Consider the following 17250-nt stretch of genomic DNA (forward strand, 5'->3'; position numbering starts at 1 on the left):
CGGTTTGCTGTTTCAGGCTGGTTGTATCTTTAAACTCCAACTACTCATCCACCTCAGTTATGAACCGTTTGCCATTGCTGGCCGCGCTGCTACTCCCGGCGCTGCTGACCCTGACGGCCCCCGCCCAGGCCCAAAACCCGCGTATCGACCCCAGCTTCTTACTCACCAATATGTACCGGCCAGCCAGTGGCACCGGGGCCCTGCAATTGCGCGATGGCAGCCGAGTGGTAGTGGGGAATTTCACCCGCGCCGAGGGGCAGGCCACACTCTCGGGCCTGGTGCGCTACCTGCCCTCCGGCGTGCCCGATGTGGTGTTCAACACGGCAATAGAGACGATGGGCATCGCGATAACCAGCATGGCGGAGGCCGCCGATGGCCGGCTCCTGCTGGGCGGGCTGGGGGGCATCACGCAGAGTGGTCGGGTTTTGCCGCCGCTGGTGCGCCTCAATGCTGATGGCACCCGCGACGCGACGTTTCAGGTGCCGACGCCGAATCCTCAGAGCGGCCACGTGACGGCCCTGCTGGTGCAGCCCGATGGCAAGCTGCTGGTGGGTGGCAACCTGAGCTTTATGGGCCTAAGCACTGGCCTGGCCCGCCTCAACCTTAACGGGACGCTGGATACCAGCTTTCAACCCCAGCTAACAGCCGGAGTGCTGACAGGGGTGCGCAGCCTAGTGCAGCAAGCTGACAGTAAACTGGTTGTAGCCGCTTACGTACAGCCTGCAGGCAGCCAGAACGGCACCTTCGAGCTGCTGCGCCTGCTGGCCAATGGCACCCAGGATACCAGCTTCCAGCCCGCCTTGGCGCCGGGCGTGGTGCTGGCGGCCGTGGCTCTGCAGCCCGATGGCCAGCTGCTGTTGGGCTCGGTTAGCGGCCCAGTGCTGGCGGGCGGCACGGCTTCTTTGGCGCGTCTGAGCCCGACTGGCCAAGCCGATGCCACATTCGCACCCCCCACCCAGCTGGTACCGAACACGCTGGCCGTCATGCCTACGATGGCCGTACAGGCCGATGGGCGCATTGTGCTCACGAATAACGGGGCCATGGTTACCGGCCAGCAGCCCGTGGCCCGGCTGCTGCCTTCCGGCGCCTACGACCCCAGCTGGAGCGTACCCCAGGCGCCGGCCGATATATTCCCCTTCGCCTCCACGGTGCAGCTGCTGCCCGGCGGGCAGGTGCTGACGGCTGGCCAGCTGCTGCGCCTGGGCGATGCCCACGGCCTGGCGCGCGGGGCAGCCGTGCTCAATAGCACCGGCCAGCCGCAGTCCTCGTTTGCCCCGCTGCTGCAGGAAAGCGGCGCGGTGCACGATGTAACCCAGCAGCCCGACGGCCGGCTGGTGGCCGTGGGCGACTTCTCGGAGGTGAACGGCACGGCCGTGCGTCAGATTGCCCGCTTCCAGCCCGATGGGCAGCTCGATACCACGTTTTGCCGCTTGGCGCGCCTCACCGGCGGGCTGCCCCTGCAGGTGCTGGCCCAGCCCAACGGGACGGTGCTGGTGGGCGGCCGGTTTGAGGCCGTGGGCGGTAGCGCGCGCGTCGCGCTGGCCCGACTGCTGCCCGATGGGCAGCTTGACGCCGCCTTTGTGCCGCCTCTGCTGGGGGCGGTGGGTACTGCCGGGAGCAGTTCGGTGACGCTGCTGGCCCGCCAGCCCAACGGCGCGGTGTTGGCGGCGGGCTCCATGCGCCAGGCTGGAATAGCCAACCGCACCTTCCTGCGCTTCGACCCCAGCGGCCAGCCCGATGCCAATTTTCAGCCATCACCAACGCTGATTCCCAATAGTCTGTTGGTGCAGCCCGATGGCAACATTGTGGTGGGCACGACGGGACCGCAGCCGCTACGGCGCCTGTGGCCCGATGGCTCGCCTGACCCGACGTTTACGCCGCCTGTATTCACCGTGCCCAGCGGCGTGTTGCGCGTGTCGGCTCTGGACCGCTACGCCGATGGGCGCCTGTTGCTGGCCGGCCGGTTTGCGCAGGTGGGCGGCGCGGCTACCACTAATGTGGCCCGCCTGCTGCCCGATGGCTCCGTCGATGCCAGCTTTGCCAGCCAGGTGTTTCAGCTGGATGGTCGGGTGACCAGCGTGGCCATTCAGCCCAACGAGCGGGTACTGCTGGCGGGCTCGCCACAGTTTATTCCCACGGCCACCACCAATTCGCTGTACCGCCTGCTGCCCGATGGCAGCGCCGATGCCTCGTTTGACGCCACGCAGGGGCCGGTGTTCGGTAGCCGCAACCAGGGCACAGCCCGGGTGCTGGTGCAGGCCGACGGCGCCATTGTGGCCGCCGGGGCGTTTGAAACCGTGGCCGGGCTGCCCATCGGCGGCCTCGTGCGCCTGCTCGACCCCAACGTGCTGGCCGTGCGCGCCGGGCAGACGGCCGGGCAACTGCAGGCCTGGCCGGTGCCGGCCCACGAAACCCTGCAGGTGAGCTGGCGGGCTGGCATTCCGGCCCGCCGGGCGCAGCTGCTCGATAACCTAGGCCGCGTGGTGCAGACGGTCGAGCAGCCCGCGCCGGGCCTGCGGCTGGCTACGGCCGGTCTGGCGCCGGGCCTGTACCTTCTGCGCGTAGACTATGTTGCTGCCAACCCGGGCTTTCGCCGCATTGTGGTGGAGTAATGGCGGGCGATTCGACTGGGGTGGACTTACCTTGCGACCCAGCCCGGCCGCGCAACCTCTGACGCACGGCCGCGTTTGCTTACGCCAATGCGTGGAATAATCTGGTTACGACAGTGCGGGAGAAACCTGACCGGCCTGCTGGCGCTATTGCTGCTGGCCATACCTGCCGCCGAGGCCCAGCACTGGTACAACCGCAAGGCCGAGAAGCGCATCAAGCCCGCCGTCGTCACCATTAAGCCGCCGACCGACCCGCCCGCCGTACGCGAGGCCCTGGCCGAGGCCAAAAAGCTGCAGGGCCAGTTCAAGGATTCGGAAGCGCTGGCGCAGTTTCAGGAGATATTGAAAATCAATCCCAAACATTTTAAGGCGTTGTGCGAATCGGCGGTGCTCAGCGTGCGCATCGGCGCCCGCTACTCCGACGAAACCCGCAAAAGCGCCTATTTCGATGCCGCCCGCCGCTACGCCGAGCGCGCGATGTTGCTGCAGCCGGAAGCCGGCGAAAGCAGCTACGCCGTGGCCCTGGCCATGTTCAATCAGGCCACGCTGCGCACGGCCCGCGCCCGCCTGCAGGCCTTCCGCGACCTGCGCCCCTACGTGTACCTGGCCACCGAAAAGCTGCCGAAGTCGCCCGAAGCCTGGCAGTTGCTGGGCCGCTGGCAGTTCCGGGTGGCGCACTATAACCTGCTGGAGCGCGCCTACAGCAAAGTAGTATTGGGTGGCGTACCCGGCGGCGGCGATAGTCGCGCCGCCATGGCTTCGCTGGAAAATGCCCGCGTGCTCGACCCCAAGCGCCTGCAGTTCTGCTACGATTTGGCTCGCATGTACCACTATCAGGGCCGCCGCCGCCGGGCCATCGCCGTGCTACACGAAGCCGAAAAGATAGTGCCCACCACCAGCGACGAGCTGGTAGTGAGCCGTCTGTGCCGCCAGATGCTCAAGCCCTTGGTGCGCAAAGACCAGCGCAAGCGCCGCCGCGAAGCCCGCCGCCAGCCCCAGACAGTGGCCGTGCCCGATTCCAGCGCCGCCCGTAGCAAGTAGGAGCGGGGCCGTACTTTTGGGCCCGCTTAGGTTATGGTGCATCAGGTAGTGAATCGGTTTTTGTTATGGATAGCGCTGCCCCTGGCTGGCGCGGGCGGCCTCCTGGCCTGCCAGTCCTCGCCCGAAGAGCAGCCCGATACCTTCGTAAACCTGGCCACCGTGCAGAGCGGCCCCCGCGTGCAGGCCGACGAGCTCGACGGCGCCATCCGCCGCGAGCCGCGCAACACCGCCCTGCTAGCCCGCCGCGCCACCCTGCGCCTGGCCGCCGGCCAGCCCAGCGCCGCCCTGCGCGATGTGTCCGCTGCCATCGACATTGACGACAACGACGGCCAGCTTTACTTTCTGAAAGCCCGCGCCCTGCGCGCCCTGGGCCGCCTGCCGGAAGCCCTGGCCGCCGCCCGGCAGGCCGCCAGCCACGGCTTCACCGCGCCCGAATTGCCGCTGCTGGTGGGCGAAACCCACTTGGCCGCCCGCAACTATGCCGCCGCCCTCGACAACTTCGACCGCACCCTGCGCCTCGACCCCGACCAGCCCGCCGCGCTGTTCTACAAGGGCCTGGCCTACGCTGCCACCGGCGATACGTCCACGGCCGTGCAGTACCTCGAAGATGCCCACAACCGCGAGCCGCGCCAGCCCGAAATCCTGCACCAGCTGGCTTTCCTGCTCAACGCCTGGCGCCTGCCCGCCGATGCCGCCCGCTTCGCCTCGCTAGGCTTGCGGCTCGATTCCACGTCCGGCCTGCTGCACTACGACTACGGCCGGCAATTCGAACTGCGCACCCCGCCCCGCGCCGACAGCGCCCTCTGGTACTACCGCCGCGCCCTGCAGCTCGACACCAGCGTGTACCGGGCCGATTATCGCGTGGCGCTGGCCGCCACGACCAACGGCCAGCGCCCCGCCAGCATCATCCCGCACCTGCAGCGCGCTCTGCGCCGCAACCCCCGCCTGCCCCAGGCCCGCGCCCTGCTCGGCGAAGCTCTCGAAGCCCAGGGCAAGCTGCCCGAAGCCCTCGCGCAATACCGTCTGCTGGTGGCCGAAAACCCTGGCAACCAGCACTGGACTTTCAAAGTGTGGAAGATAGGGGAGAAGGTGCGAATGCTGCTGCCCGACAGCCTGCGCCCCGCCCCGCGCTACTACTACCGCCGTCCGGTGGCCCTGCCGACCCGGCCGGCCCCAGTAACGCCGATTGCGCCGTTGCGGCCCAACGCGAACTAATTGCCGTCTTGCGAACGTCCTGCCTCACGGCTGAGCCCCTGCGAAACCCAGCGCCTGACCCTGCGCAACCCTGCGAGAAATTCACCAGCCAACAGCCCAAACTATTCAATGGGTGCTAACTTGCGCCCACTTTGCGCCTACCGCAAACCATTCCTATGCTCAACATCACCCTCCCCGACGGTTCCGTCCGTGAGCTGCCCGTCGGCAGCACGGGCTACGACCTGGCCGCTGGCATCAGCGAAGGCCTGGCGCGCAACGCCTTGGCCGTGCGCGTCAACGGCGAAATCCGCGACCTCCACCGGGCCCTGCCCGATACCGCCACCGTTGAAATCCTGACCTGGCGTGACGAAGGCGGCAAGTCCACTTACTGGCACTCTTCGGCCCACCTCATGGCCGAAGCCCTCGAAGCCTTGTACCCCGGCGTGAAGCTGGCCATCGGCCCGGCCATCGAAAACGGCTTCTACTACGACGTGGACCTGGGCGAAGGCCGCAGCATTTCCAGCGAAGACTTCCCGGCCATCGAGAAGAAAATGCTGGAGCTGGCTAAGAACAAAAGCAAGTACGAGCGCCGCGAAGTGCCCAAGGCCGAGGCCATTGCCTACTTCACCGAGAAAGCCGACCCCTACAAGCTGGAGCTGCTCGAAAACCTCGAAGACGGCAACATCACCTTCTACACCCAGGGCGGTTTCACCGACCTTTGCCGCGGCCCGCACATCCCCGACACCGGCACCATCAAGGCCGCCAAGCTGATGAACGTGGCCGGCGCCTACTGGCGCGGCGACGAGAAAAACAAGCAGCTCACCCGCCTCTACGGCATCACGTTCCCCAAAGCCACCGAGCTGGCCGAGTACCTCGAACGCCTCGAAGAGGCTAAGCGCCGCGACCACCGCAAGCTGGGCAAGGAGCTGAAGCTGTTCACGTTCTCGGAGCGCGTGGGCGCGGGCCTGCCGCTGTGGCTGCCCAAAGGCACCGCCCTGCGCGAGCGGTTGGAGCAGTTCCTGCGCAAGGCCCAGGTGAAGGCCGGCTACCTGCCCGTTGTGACCCCCCACATCGGCGCTAAAGAGCTGTACGTGACCAGTGGCCACTACGAAAAGTACGGGGCCGACTCGTTCCAGCCCATCAAGACGCCCAACCCCGGCGAGGAGTTCTTCCTCAAGCCGATGAACTGCCCGCACCACTGCGAAATCTACAAATCGGAGCCCCGCAGCTACCGCGACCTGCCCGTGCGCCTCGCCGAGTTCGGCACCGTGTACCGCTACGAGCAATCGGGCGAGCTGCACGGCCTGACGCGGGTGCGCGGCTTCACGCAGGACGACGCCCACATCTTCTGCCTGCCCGAACAGGTGAAAGAGGAATTCCAGAAGGTTATCGACCTGGTGCTGTATGTCTTCAAAGCCCTGGGATTCTCCGACTTCACGGCCCAGATTTCGCTGCGCGACCCCGAGAACACCACCAAGTACATCGGCTCGGATAAAAACTGGGCCCTGGCCGAAGCCGCCATCACCGAATCGGCCGCCGAGAAGGGGCTGACCACCGTGACCGAATTGGGCGAGGCCGCCTTCTACGGCCCCAAGCTCGACTTTATGGTGCGCGATGCCCTGGGCCGCCGCTGGCAGCTCGGTACCATCCAGGTCGACTACAACCTGCCCGAGCGCTTCGAGCTGGAGTACGTGGCCCCCGACAACACCAAGCAGCGCCCGGTGATGATTCACCGCGCCCCGTTTGGCTCGCTCGAGCGCTTCGTGGCCGTGCTCATCGAGCACTGCGCCGGTAACTTCCCGCTGTGGCTCACGCCCGAGCAGTTCATCATCCTGCCGATTTCGGATAAGTTCATCGACTACGCCAAGCAGGTGAAAGCCCAACTGGAAGCCGCCGACCTGCGCGGCACCGTGGACGCCCGTGACGAGCGCATCGGCCGCAAAATCCGCGACGCCGAAATGAGCAAAATCCCGTACCTGCTGGTAGTGGGCGAGAAGGAAGCCGAAGCTGGCCAGGTCGGCGTGCGCAAGCACGGCGAGGGCGACCTTGGTGCGATGAACGTGGCTGCTTTCGTGGCCAGCGTGCAACAGCAGATGGCCGAGGCAATGGCGCAGTAATGTGTCATAAAAGAACGTCATCCTGAGCCGAAGGCGAAAGGACCTCGCCCGCTTCTCTGTGGTAGTAATCATTTACTATTGCATGAGGCGTGGGCGAGGTCCTTTCGCCCTCGGCTCAGGATGACGTTCTTTTTTACTGTTCTTTAGGGTAAAGCTTGCCTTTCCGGAGAAAAACCCCGATATTTGCCCCCTGATTGCCCGGGCGTGCCCGAGCCATCCGCCTTAGAATCATAGTCTGACACTTTTTTCGCTACAGCCATAGCAACCCCGAATCGCCGTTACGTGCCCCGCCAACAGGTGGAGGAGCCGTTCAAAATCAATCAGAAAATCACCGCCCGCGAAGTTCGCCTCGTGGGCGACAACGTGGAGCAGGGCATCTATCCGATTGACCAGGCCCGCAAAATGGCCCAGGAGCAAAACCTCGACCTCGTTGAGATTTCGCCCACGGCCACGCCGCCCGTATGCCGCGTCATCGACTACTCGAAATTCAAGTACGAGCAGAAGAAGAAAACCCGCGAGCTGAAGGCCAAGCAAACCAAAGTTGTCATCAAGGAAATCCGTTTCGGGCCCAACACCGACGACCACGACTTCGCCTTCAAAGTAAAGCACGCGCAGGAATTTTTGCGCGAAGGCGCGAAAATCAAGAGCTACGTGCACTTCGTGGGCCGTAGCATCGTGTTTAAGGAGCGCGGCGAAATCCTGCTGCTCAAGTTTGCCCAGGCCCTTGAGGACCTGGCCAAAGTAGAGCAACTGCCCAAGCTCGAAGGCAAGCGCATGTTCCTCTACCTCGCGCCGAAAGCGGCCGTGGTAGCCAAGGCCGCTGCTGCCACCTCGAAACCCGCTGACAAAGGCGACGCCAAACCCGAGAAAAAAGCCCCGAAGCCCGCCGACGCCGACACCAAGGCCGAAGCAGCAGCGCCGGACGCCGAATAGACTTTACCGGTTGCGGATGGCTGCCCAGCATAGTGCTTGTCAGCGACCTCAACAATCAACAACCAACCAATTCCCTACCATGCCGAAGGTAAAAACCAAATCCGGTGCCAAGAAGCGCTTTGCGCTCACCGGAACGGGCAAAGTGAAGCGTAAGCACGCTTTCAAATCCCACATCCTCACCAAGAAGAGCACCAAGCGCAAGCGCGGCCTCACGCACACCGGCCTCGTTAGCAAGGCCGATATGAATCGCGTGGCTCAAATGCTGAACATCTAATTTCCAACCAGGCTTCCGGCTTTTTTAAGACATAAGTCGCCGGCTGCCAAAAACAACTAAGGTTATGCCAAGGAGTGTAAACCACGTGGCCTCGCGCCACCGCCGTAAGAAAATCATGCGTTTGGCGAAAGGCTATTATGGCCGTCGCAAAAACGTGTGGACCGTAGCCAAGAACGCCGTTGAAAAAGGCCTCACCTACGCTTACCGCGACCGGAAAGTTAAGAAGCGCGAGTTCCGCGCCCTCTGGATTCAGCGTATCAACGCCGGCGCCCGCGAGCACGGCCTGAGCTACTCGCAGCTGATGGGCGGCCTGAAGAAAGCCGGCATCGAGCTGAACCGTAAGGTGCTGGCCGACCTGGCTCTGAACCACCCCGCTGCTTTCAAAGGCATCGTGGAGAAGGCTAAGTAAGCTTCCCGCTTTAAAATTTGAAAAGGCTGTGCCCTGCGGGGGTGCAGCCTTTTTTTGTGTCAGGTGAATTCCGTGTATTGGTTTTCCCGGTCACTGCGCATTACTTTCTCAGTTTCTTTGCCCCATGACATCCGCTACTCCTGCTTCCCGCCTGCGCTCCATCGTCAGCGGCTCCATTGGCAATTTGGTCGAATGGTTTGACTGGTATGCGTACTCGGCCTTTGCGCTGTATTTCGCGCCGGTGTTCTTCCCGAAAGACAACGAGACGGCACAGCTCCTCAATACGGCGGCCATTTTTGCGGTAGGCTTCCTGATGCGGCCGCTGGGCGCGTGGCTGCTGGGTATCTACGCCGACCGGCACGGGCGGCGGGCGGCGCTGCTGCTCTCGGTGCAGCTGATGGCGGGCGGTTCGCTGCTTATTGCCTGCACGCCCTCTTATGCCCGCATTGGGGTGGCCGCGCCGGCGCTGCTGCTGCTGGCGCGGCTGGTGCAGGGCATCAGCGTGGGTGGGGAGTATGGTACTTCGGCCACCTACCTGAGCGAGATGGCGGGGGCGAAGCACCGAGGCTTCTGGTCGAGCTTTCAGTATTTGACTTTGATGGGTGGGCAACTGCTGGCGTTATCGGTGCAGCTCGGCCTGCAGGCGCTGCTGACGCCCGCGCAACTCGACGAATGGGGCTGGCGGGTGCCCTTCGTGATTGGAGCCATTGCGGCCGGGGCGGCGCTCTACCTGCGCACGCACATGGATGAAACAGCCGCCTTCGTGCGGCAGCAGGAGCCGACGGCAGCCCCGCGTCGTAGCCAACTGCAGGTATTGTGGCAATACCCGGGAGCCGTGCTGACGGTGGTGGGCCTCACGCTGGGCGGCACGCTGGCCTTCTACACCTTCACTACCTACGCCCAGAAATTTCTGGTGAATAGCAGTGGGTTCAGCAAGGCGCAGGCCACCAGCATTTCCTTTGTGGTGATGGCGGCGGCTTTGCTGTTCCAGCCCCTGCTGGGGGCAGTTTCGGATAAAATCGGGCGGCGGCCGGTGCTGCTGTTTTTCGGCATTGGGGCTACGCTGGGGACGGTGCCACTGCTGCGCCTGCTGGCCCACACGACCGATGCGGGCGTTGCCACCGGGCTGCTCATTGCCGCGCTGTTCGTGGTGGCGGGCTACACCTCCATCAATGCAGTGGTGAAGGCCGAGCTGTTTCCCACCGAAATCCGGGCGCTGGGCGTGGGGCTGCCCTACGCGCTGACGGTGGCTGTTTTCGGCGGTACGGCCGAATTCGTGGCGCTCTATGCCAAAGACCAGGGCGCGGAGGAATGGTACTACTGGTACGTGGCGGGTTGCGCGCTGCTGTCGCTGGTAGTGTATTGGCGCATGGGCGAGACGCGCACGGCCGGGCGAATGGCAGATTAACTTCCTTTCTGAGACTTTCGCTCGCGGCTAACCCACACGACCCACAAAAGTCCTCCGCTTACTATATACAGCAACCAGACAGGTCTGTGAGCGGTTTTACCAGTTCGGTATCCTACGGGGCTAGCACCTGTGCTATGATTATATTGCCCAAGTGCTCCACAAATAGCTAGTGCGAGAGCTATAGCAAGGAGCATCGTTCGGCCGTATTTATTCAGCCAGTTTCTCAGCCATTGCATAGTTGCTCGCTACCGCCCGGCCACTTCCTCCAGCACACTCTCCACCCAGCTTTTGCCCCAGTCTTCGAGTTCCTGGGCGCTCCAGAGCTGCGGGTAGAAAATGCGGCGCTGAAACTTGGGGGGCAGGTAGCTGCGCCAGTTGGTGCCGCCGGTGGCGGGCACGTCGGCGGGGTTGCGCTGCAGGTAGCGCACGGCCGACTTGAAGTGCATCAGCGGCCAGTTGATGTTGACGTTGACGTCGAGCTGCTTGAGGGCACGGAGGAGGCGCGGGTGGTGGCGGTCTTCCTCCGGGAGGCGTTGCACCACTGCCCACACGTTGCCGTCGCGGTAGGCGCGGGCGTGGGCCAGCAGCTCGGCCGAGTATTTGCGCTCGAACTCGATTAGGGTGAGGGCTTTGGCGCCGGTTTCTTCAATGGTGGCGCCAGCCTGCCAGTAGATGCAGCCGAACATCTTTTCGTCGTCGGGTGTCTGGCCCAGGGCCTTGCGCTTCTCGGCGTCGGTGAGGTTTTCGAGGGCCGTGCTGGCCAGCTCAATCATGCGGTACTGCACGCTCTGGAAGCCCGAGGCCGGCATCAGGCTCATGCGGAACTGCAGAAACTGCTGCTTGTCCATGCCATCGACCATCACGTCAAACGAGTCGATGAGATTCTCGAAATAGCGGTTGATGCGGCCGATGCGCAGCACGATTTCCTGCAGCGTAGGCTCGCGCAGGAGGCTGATTTGGTCGTACTCGCAGAGGCAGAGCTTAAAATACAGCTCCGTAATCTGGTGGTACATGATGAAAATCCGCTCGTCGGGAATGTTGGTGAGCGGGCGCTGGAGGCTGAGCAGGGTGTCGAGCTCGATGTAGTCCCAGTAGTTGACGTACTTGGCGTGGTAGAGGCCTTCGAGATAGGCGGCCAAATCCTGGCCATCGGGGGCGTATTTCTCCTGGAGGCGGCGCAGCTGGGTGAGGACGGCCGGGGAGAATTCGTCCGAAACGGGGTGGGCGGACATGAGGGGAGGGAAGAGGGTGAGCGGGAGGGATAGGTGGGTGGGCGGCAAATATCGGTAAAATACGAAGGATATTAAAGCAAGCTTAAGGAGCAAGGCCGACCCCCGACTGATTAAGCCGCAAATCAGCAGCCTGTAAGGTCGATAGTTCAGACATTTCATGGGAGAATTTTCCGGCCCCGGGTGAGGCCCGCCAATGCGGGAGAAGCCTTTTTGCCGTCGCTGCGGTCTTCGCGGCAGAGCTATTCACCCAGACCCTGTGCTATGACGCCTATTCCTGATTTCGCGAAGCGTTTTTTCTCTCATCAGCTACGTTCCGCCTTGCGCTGGAGCATCGGGTTGGCCCTGCTGGTGCCGCTGGGACAAGCCGCCGCGCAGGTGGCCCCGCTGAAAGTGTGGGACCGCCGCTTCGGCGGCACCTCTACCACGTGTAGCGGGGCCGACGAACTATTTACCCTGGTAGCGACCGCCGACGGCGGGAGCCTGCTGGGCGGGCGTTCCAGCTCCGACGCGGTGGGCGACAAATCGGAACCCAACCGGGCGTTTGGCGCTGACTTCTGGGTCGTGAAGCTTGATGCGCAGGGTAATAAGCAGTGGGACAAGCGCTTCGGCGGTACTCAGATTGAGACCCTGACGGCCATCCAGCCCACGCCCGACAGCGGGTACCTGCTCGGCGGCTACGCCGATTCGGGGGTGGATGGCGACGTGTCGCAGCCCGGACGGGGCGCCAACGACTACTGGCTGGTGAAGATTGACGCGCAGGGCAATAAGCTATGGGACACGCGCTATGGGGGCAGCGGCCAGGATTACCTGCTGGCCATCCAGCCCACGCCCGACGGGGGCTACCTGCTCGGCGGCTCGTCGCGCTCGGGCAGCAACGGTGATAAAACCGAGCCCAGTCGCGGCGACACTGATTATTGGGTGGTGAAAGTAGACGCGCAGGGCGCCAAGCTGTGGGACCACCGCTTCGGGAGCCCCGGGGAAGACTATTTCCGGAGCCTGCGGGTGACGCCCGACGGCGGCTGCCTGCTGGGCGGCGACTGCCTGGCGGGGCAGGGCGGCGACAAATCGGAGCCCAGCAAGGGTTACAACGACATGTGGCTGGTGAAGCTGGACGCGCAGGGTACCAAGCAGTGGGACAAGACTCTGGGTAGTAATGGATTCGATGGGCTGGGAGATTTGCGTGTGCTGCCAGGGGGCGGCTACCTGGTAGGTGGCTCCTCATCGGGAGGTATCGACGGTGATAAGTCGGAGGCTGGCCGGGGCAACGGCGACATGTGGCTGCTGCGCCTCGACGCCGCCGGCACCAAGCTCTGGGACCACTGCTACGGCGGCGCCAGCGGCGATGGCATGGCGAGCCTGCTGCTGGCAGCCGACGGGGGATACCTGCTGGCCGGTAATTCCCAATCGGACGTGGGCGGCGACAAAACCGAGCCGAGCCGGGGCAGCGGCGACTACTGGGCCGTGAAAACCGATGCACAAGGCATTAAGCAGTGGGATAAGACCTTCGGCGCGACCCTGAACGACAACCTGTACGCGGCGCAGCAGGCGGCCGACGGCAGCTACCTGCTGGCGGGCTTTACCGCCTCGCCGGTGGGTGGCGACAAAACCCAGGGCTGCTGGGGCAACGTCGATTACTGGGTGGTGAAGATGAGCGCGCCACCTGGTAGCCTGACCATCGGCACCGGCACGCTGGCCAGCCCAACCAGCATTCCGGCCGGTACCTATACCGCGATTACGGTGACGGGTACGGGCGTGGCCGAACTGGCTGGCAATGTGATAGTGAATACCGGCCTGACGGTGAGCGGCACGCTGCTCACCGCCTGCCGGCAACTGACGGGCAGCGGCAGCTTCACGCTGGAGGCCGGCGCCACGCTCGGTATCTGCGACGCAGATGGCATTAGCGGCAGCGGTAGCAGCGGGGCCGTGCAGACCACCGGGCCGCGCTCCTTTTCGCCCGAGGCCAGCTACCTCTACAATGGTACGGCGGCCCAACGCACCGGCAGTGGCCTGCCCGCCCAGGTGCGCAGCCTCACCACTACCAACGCGAATGCTCTGACGCTAAGCGGCGCCGTGAGTGTGGCCCGCACGCTGGCGGTGGCCGGCACGGGCAACCTCGTCACGAATGGCGTGGCACTGACGCTGCAGAGCAGCACCACCGGTACGGCCCTGCTGACCAACCTGGGCACTGGCCAGGTGAGCGGCAACCTGACGGTGCAGCGCTACCTCGACCCCACGCTGAACGCGGGCCTGGGCTACCGCCACCTGACTGCTCCCGTGCGCGGGCAAACGGTGGCCGCATTGGGCTCCGGCGGTACCTCGCTGGTGGCGAACCCCGCCTACAATACCTCGGCCACGCCAAACCTGGTGACGCCTTTCCCCTCGGTGTACTATTACGACCAGGACCGGCTGGCTACGGTTACTAGCAATCTGTCGGCTTTCGACAAAGGCTGGGTGTCGCCCGCCGCCCTCACTGCGGTGGCCCCGGTGGGCAGCCGCGGGTTTACGGCGCAACTGCCCGGGGGCAGCACGCTGGCCTTTACCGGCGAGGCGGAGCAGGGCAGCACCAGCGTTGCGCTGGTTCGCAACGCCGGCCCCACGGCCGCCGATGCGGGCTGGAATTTCGTGGGTAATCCCTACGCGTCGCCGCTGGACTGGAGTACCATTGGCGCCAGCCAGCGCCCGAACGTGGACGCGGCCGTGTACGTGTTCGAGAGCACCACGCAGTACGGCGGGCAATACCGCAGCTACGTCAACGGCCTGGGTGGCGGCAACCCGCTCATCGGTAGCAGTCAGGGCTTTTGGGTGCGGGTAAGCGCGGGCCAAATCGCCGGTTCGCTCAACCTGACCAATGCCAACCGCGTGAGCGACTACACTGACCAGGCTTCGGTGCGCCGGGGCGCGGCCGACCTACGCCCGCAGGTGCAGCTGAGCCTGGCTGGCTCTGGCAGTTCGGATGAGCTATACCTCTACGCCCAGGCTGGCGCCACGGCCGACGTAGACGGCGAGTTCGACGCCACCAAGCTGGCCAATTCTACGGGCCTGAACCTGGCTTCTCTCAGCGCCAGCGGCCAGCCGCTGGCCATTGATGGCCGCCCGGATTTCACTGCGGCTACCAGCATTCCGCTCTTTGTGGGCGTGCCCGGCGCCGGCCGCTATACCTTGCGGGCCGCCCGTCTCGCCAACCTGCCCGCCGGCCTGACACCTTATCTGCGCGACCAGCAAACCGGCACGGTGCAGAACCTGAGCCAGCAGCCCGACTACACCTTCCAGCTCAGCGCCGCTACTGCCGACGGGCGCTTCGAGCTGTTGTTCGCGCCACCGGCAGCCCTGGCTACGGCCCCGGCCAGCTTCAGCGCGCAGGTGGCGGTGTTCCCAAACCCGGCTGCCAAGGTCGTGTTCGTGGAGTTGCCCGCCGCCCTGACCCGCTCGGCCGTGACAGCATTGCTGGTAGATGCGCTAGGGCGCACCGTGCGGACGCAGTCGCTGACGGCGGCTGCTACGCCGTTCTCGCTGGCAGGGATAGCCGCCGGCGTGTACGCTCTGCGACTGCAAACGGCGCAAGGCACCCTGACCAGAAAACTGACGGTGGAATAACCTGCCTGGGCTAGCCAAAATTGAAAGTCCCGACCAACAAGTCGGGGCTTTTCTACACCTCCTCCCTCCGCAAAGCCCACGCAAGCCCAGGCGGTGCCGCAGAAATAAAAAATGGTGCGGTACTTTGCACGGCAGACGTGTAAATAATAGGCTGACGGCCGGCTATAGGCGAAAGTAGAGTATGGCAGAAAAATCCAGTATTTTCGATATGATTGGCCCGGTGATGATTGGGCCCAGCTCCTCGCATACGGCGGGCGTGGTGCGCATTGCGCGGGCGGCCATCCGCATCCTGGGCAGCCTGCCCACCGAGGCCACCGTGACGTTCTACAACTCCTTCGCCCGCACCTACGAAGGCCACGGCTCGGACCGCGCCATCGTGGCCGGGCTGCTGGGCTATGCCACCGACGACACGCGCATCCGCACGGCGTTCGAGCACGCGGCCGAGACAGGTTTGCAGTACACGTTTCAGAGCGTGGGCAATGCTTCGACGATGCACCCGAACACGATTAAGCTCAATTTGCTGGATAGCAATACCGGCCGCCGGGTGGAGGTGATTGGGCAGAGCCGGGGCGGGGGAGTCATCCGCATTGTGGAGGTGGACGGCTTTCCGTCGGATTTTTCGGCCTCGCTGCACACCCTGATTATTGACGCCGATGACGTGCCGGGCTCCATTGCCTTTATTGCCTCGGTCATTGCGCACGACGACTGCAACATCGCCACCATGTTCGTGTCGCGCAAGGGCAAAAACGACGCGGCTCGGCAATTTATCGAAATGGACAGCCCGATTAAGGAAATCACGCTGGCCTATTTGCGTCAGCTAAGCTGGGTGCACCAGATAATCTACATTCCGACCCTGGACTAGCCTGTACCTTTGCGGTGATACTCCTGACCAGCTTCATGAAAACAACGAATAAGCGGACCAGCCGCCGGGCGGCGCTGGCCGGCGCGCTGCTGGCGGGCCTGCTGGCCGCGCCGGTTGCGCAGGCCCAGACGGCCCTCGGCGGCGCCCCCGCCGCGGCCGCGCCCACCGGGCCCTGGACTTTACAGGCCGCCATCGACTATGCCCTGGCCCACAACCTGAACGTGCGCCAGAGCCAGCTTTCGGCCCAGAACAACAAGGCCGTGCTCACCCAGAGCAAGGCCGCGCTGCTGCCCACGCTCAACCTCAACGGCACCCAAACCTGGAACTACGGCCGCAACGTGAACCCGCTCACGTATGAGTACGAAAATCAGACGATTCGCTCGAATAACTTCTCGGCGCAGTCGCAGCTGGTGCTGTTTCAGGGTTTCCAGCTGCGTAACACAATTAAACGCAACGACCTCGACTACGAGGCCAGCCTGCGCGATATCGACAAGGCGCGCAATGACCTGGCATTGAACGTGGCGTCGGCGTATTTGCAGCTGCTGCTGAGTGAGGAGCTAATTAAGTCGAACCAGTCGCGGGTGGCCAGCTCGCAGGCGCAGGTGGCCCGCACCCAGATTCTGCTGAAAGCGGGCAGCGTGGCCGAAAGCAATTTGCTCGACAGCCAGTCGCAGCTCGCCTCGGACGAGTCGAACGTCATTACGGCTACCAACCAGCGCGACATTGCCCGCCTCAACCTCGTGCAGCTGCTGAACCTCGACGGCTCGGCCGCTGCTACCTTCCAGGTCGATGCGCCGCAGCTGGCCGACCCGGACGCCGAAGCGCCATATGCGCTCGACCTCAACCAGACCTTCGAAACGGCCGCCGGCACGCTGCCCGAAATCAAGGCCGCCGAGCTGCGGGTGCAGAGCGCCCGGCGCGGTATCGACCTGGCCCGCGGCGGCTACTACCCGCGCCTGAGCTTGTTTGGCTCGGTCGTAACGGGCTTTTCGTCGTCGGGCACCTCGCGGGTGCTGACAGGCGACTCCACGGCTACTGTACTGCCTGTTTATCAATACGACCCGCTGAACCCTGGCGGTACGCCCACGCTCACCAATTTCGCCGTAGTGGGCCCCACGCAGGCTAATTATAAATTCCTGCCGTCAGGGTTTTTCGACCAGCTGAGCGACAACGTGGGGCGCACGGTGCAGTTTGCCCTCACCATCCCGGTGCTCAATGGCTTGCAGGTGCGCACGGGTGTGCAGCGTGCCATCATCAATGAGGAAGCAAACCGTTTGCGCGCCGAGCAGGCCCGCCTCACGCTGCGCCAGAGCATCGAGCAGGCCTATGTGGATGCCCGCGCCGCCCAGCAGCAGTACGCCGCCGCCAAGCGCCAGGTGGCAGCCCTTACGCTCTCGCAACGCAACGCCGAAATCCGCTTCAACAACGGCCTGCTCAACGGCACCGATTATAACATTGCCAAAAACAACCTGACCTTCGCCGAGTCGAACCGCATTCAGGCCAAGTACAGCTTCATCTTCCGGCGCAAAGTGCTGGACTTTTATCAGGGCAAACCACTTACTCTTTGATTTAATTAT

At 64.0% G+C, this 17250-nt stretch carries 11 protein-coding genes and 1 pseudogene; 11 read left to right on the forward strand and 1 reads right to left on the reverse strand.

Annotated features, from left to right (window positions below; translation table 11 throughout):
- Positions 1-59 precede the first annotated feature (59 nt).
- From Q5H93_RS03180 to Q5H93_RS03215, 8 genes and pseudogenes are all read left to right on the forward strand, one after another.
- Entirely contained in the window at positions 60-2612 is a 2553-nt protein-coding gene (locus Q5H93_RS03180; protein WP_305005038.1) for a delta-60 repeat domain-containing protein, read from the forward strand.
- An 87-nt stretch (positions 2613-2699) separates the two neighbouring features.
- Positions 2700-3650, forward strand: coding sequence for a tetratricopeptide repeat protein (locus Q5H93_RS03185; protein ID WP_305005039.1), 951 nt, complete (start codon positions 2700-2702; stop codon positions 3648-3650).
- Between the two features lie 33 nt (positions 3651-3683).
- Entirely contained in the window at positions 3684-4865 is a 1182-nt protein-coding gene (locus tag Q5H93_RS03190) for a tetratricopeptide repeat protein (protein ID WP_305005040.1), read from the forward strand.
- A 155-nt stretch (positions 4866-5020) separates the two neighbouring features.
- Positions 5021-6961: a threonine--tRNA ligase gene (thrS, locus tag Q5H93_RS03195; protein ID WP_305005041.1), complete on the forward strand. Its 1941-nt coding sequence runs from the start codon at positions 5021-5023 to the stop codon at positions 6959-6961.
- 258 nt (positions 6962-7219) lie between these two features.
- Positions 7220-7777 (forward strand): annotated as a pseudogene (infC, locus tag Q5H93_RS03200) (translation initiation factor IF-3); the annotation flags it as partial.
- A gap of 196 nt (positions 7778-7973) precedes the next feature.
- A complete protein-coding gene (gene rpmI / locus Q5H93_RS03205) occupies positions 7974-8168 on the forward strand; it encodes a 50S ribosomal protein L35 (protein WP_305005042.1) in 195 nt (64 codons plus the stop codon).
- A 64-nt stretch (positions 8169-8232) separates the two neighbouring features.
- A complete protein-coding gene (rplT, locus tag Q5H93_RS03210; RefSeq protein ID WP_305005043.1) occupies positions 8233-8577 on the forward strand; it encodes a 50S ribosomal protein L20 in 345 nt (114 codons plus the stop codon).
- Positions 8578-8701: 124 nt separating this feature from the next.
- A complete protein-coding gene (locus Q5H93_RS03215; RefSeq protein ID WP_305005044.1) occupies positions 8702-9985 on the forward strand; it encodes an MFS transporter in 1284 nt (427 codons plus the stop codon).
- Positions 9986-10230: 245 nt separating this feature from the next.
- Here Q5H93_RS03215 and Q5H93_RS03220 read toward each other — a convergent pair whose 3' ends face one another.
- Positions 10231-11217 (reverse strand): tryptophan 2,3-dioxygenase family protein, encoded by a 987-nt coding sequence (locus Q5H93_RS03220; RefSeq protein ID WP_305005045.1) that lies wholly within the window; start codon positions 11215-11217, stop codon positions 10231-10233.
- Between the two features lie 261 nt (positions 11218-11478).
- Between Q5H93_RS03220 and Q5H93_RS03225 the strand changes: the two genes are divergently transcribed.
- The 3 genes from Q5H93_RS03225 to Q5H93_RS03235 all read left to right on the forward strand — a co-directional run bounded on the left by Q5H93_RS03225 (position 11479) and on the right by Q5H93_RS03235 (position 17241).
- Positions 11479-14811, forward strand: a complete 3333-nt coding sequence (locus Q5H93_RS03225) for a T9SS type A sorting domain-containing protein (protein WP_305005046.1) — start codon at positions 11479-11481, stop codon at positions 14809-14811.
- Between the two features lie 181 nt (positions 14812-14992).
- Positions 14993-15673 (forward strand): L-serine ammonia-lyase, iron-sulfur-dependent subunit beta, encoded by a 681-nt coding sequence (gene sdaAB / locus Q5H93_RS03230; protein WP_305005047.1) that lies wholly within the window; start codon positions 14993-14995, stop codon positions 15671-15673.
- A gap of 35 nt (positions 15674-15708) precedes the next feature.
- Complete coding sequence (locus Q5H93_RS03235; RefSeq protein WP_305005048.1) at positions 15709-17241, forward strand: TolC family protein; 1533 nt, start codon at positions 15709-15711, stop codon at positions 17239-17241.
- Positions 17242-17250 lie beyond the last annotated feature (9 nt).

This window comes from Hymenobacter aranciens (genome assembly GCF_030580865.1).
GTDB lineage: Bacteria > Bacteroidota > Bacteroidia > Cytophagales > Hymenobacteraceae > Hymenobacter > Hymenobacter aranciens.

Bases quoted from the DNA above. Each gene is read 5' to 3' on its own strand.
- Q5H93_RS03180 (WP_305005038.1), top strand. From the start codon at position 60: ATGAACCGTTTGCCATTGCTGGCCGCGCTGCTACTCCCGGCGCTGCTG.
- Q5H93_RS03185 (WP_305005039.1), top strand. From the start codon at position 2,700: ATGCGTGGAATAATCTGGTTACGACAGTGCGGGAGAAACCTGACCGGC.
- Q5H93_RS03190 (WP_305005040.1), top strand. From the start codon at position 3,684: ATGGTGCATCAGGTAGTGAATCGGTTTTTGTTATGGATAGCGCTGCCC.
- thrS (WP_305005041.1), top strand. From the start codon at position 5,021: ATGCTCAACATCACCCTCCCCGACGGTTCCGTCCGTGAGCTGCCCGTC.
- rpmI (WP_305005042.1), top strand. From the start codon at position 7,974: ATGCCGAAGGTAAAAACCAAATCCGGTGCCAAGAAGCGCTTTGCGCTC.
- rplT (WP_305005043.1), top strand. From the start codon at position 8,233: ATGCCAAGGAGTGTAAACCACGTGGCCTCGCGCCACCGCCGTAAGAAA.
- Q5H93_RS03215 (WP_305005044.1), top strand. From the start codon at position 8,702: ATGACATCCGCTACTCCTGCTTCCCGCCTGCGCTCCATCGTCAGCGGC.
- Q5H93_RS03220 (WP_305005045.1), bottom strand. From the start codon at position 11,217: ATGTCCGCCCACCCCGTTTCGGACGAATTCTCCCCGGCCGTCCTCACC.
- Q5H93_RS03225 (WP_305005046.1), top strand. From the start codon at position 11,479: ATGACGCCTATTCCTGATTTCGCGAAGCGTTTTTTCTCTCATCAGCTA.
- sdaAB (WP_305005047.1), top strand. From the start codon at position 14,993: ATGGCAGAAAAATCCAGTATTTTCGATATGATTGGCCCGGTGATGATT.
- Q5H93_RS03235 (WP_305005048.1), top strand. From the start codon at position 15,709: ATGAAAACAACGAATAAGCGGACCAGCCGCCGGGCGGCGCTGGCCGGC.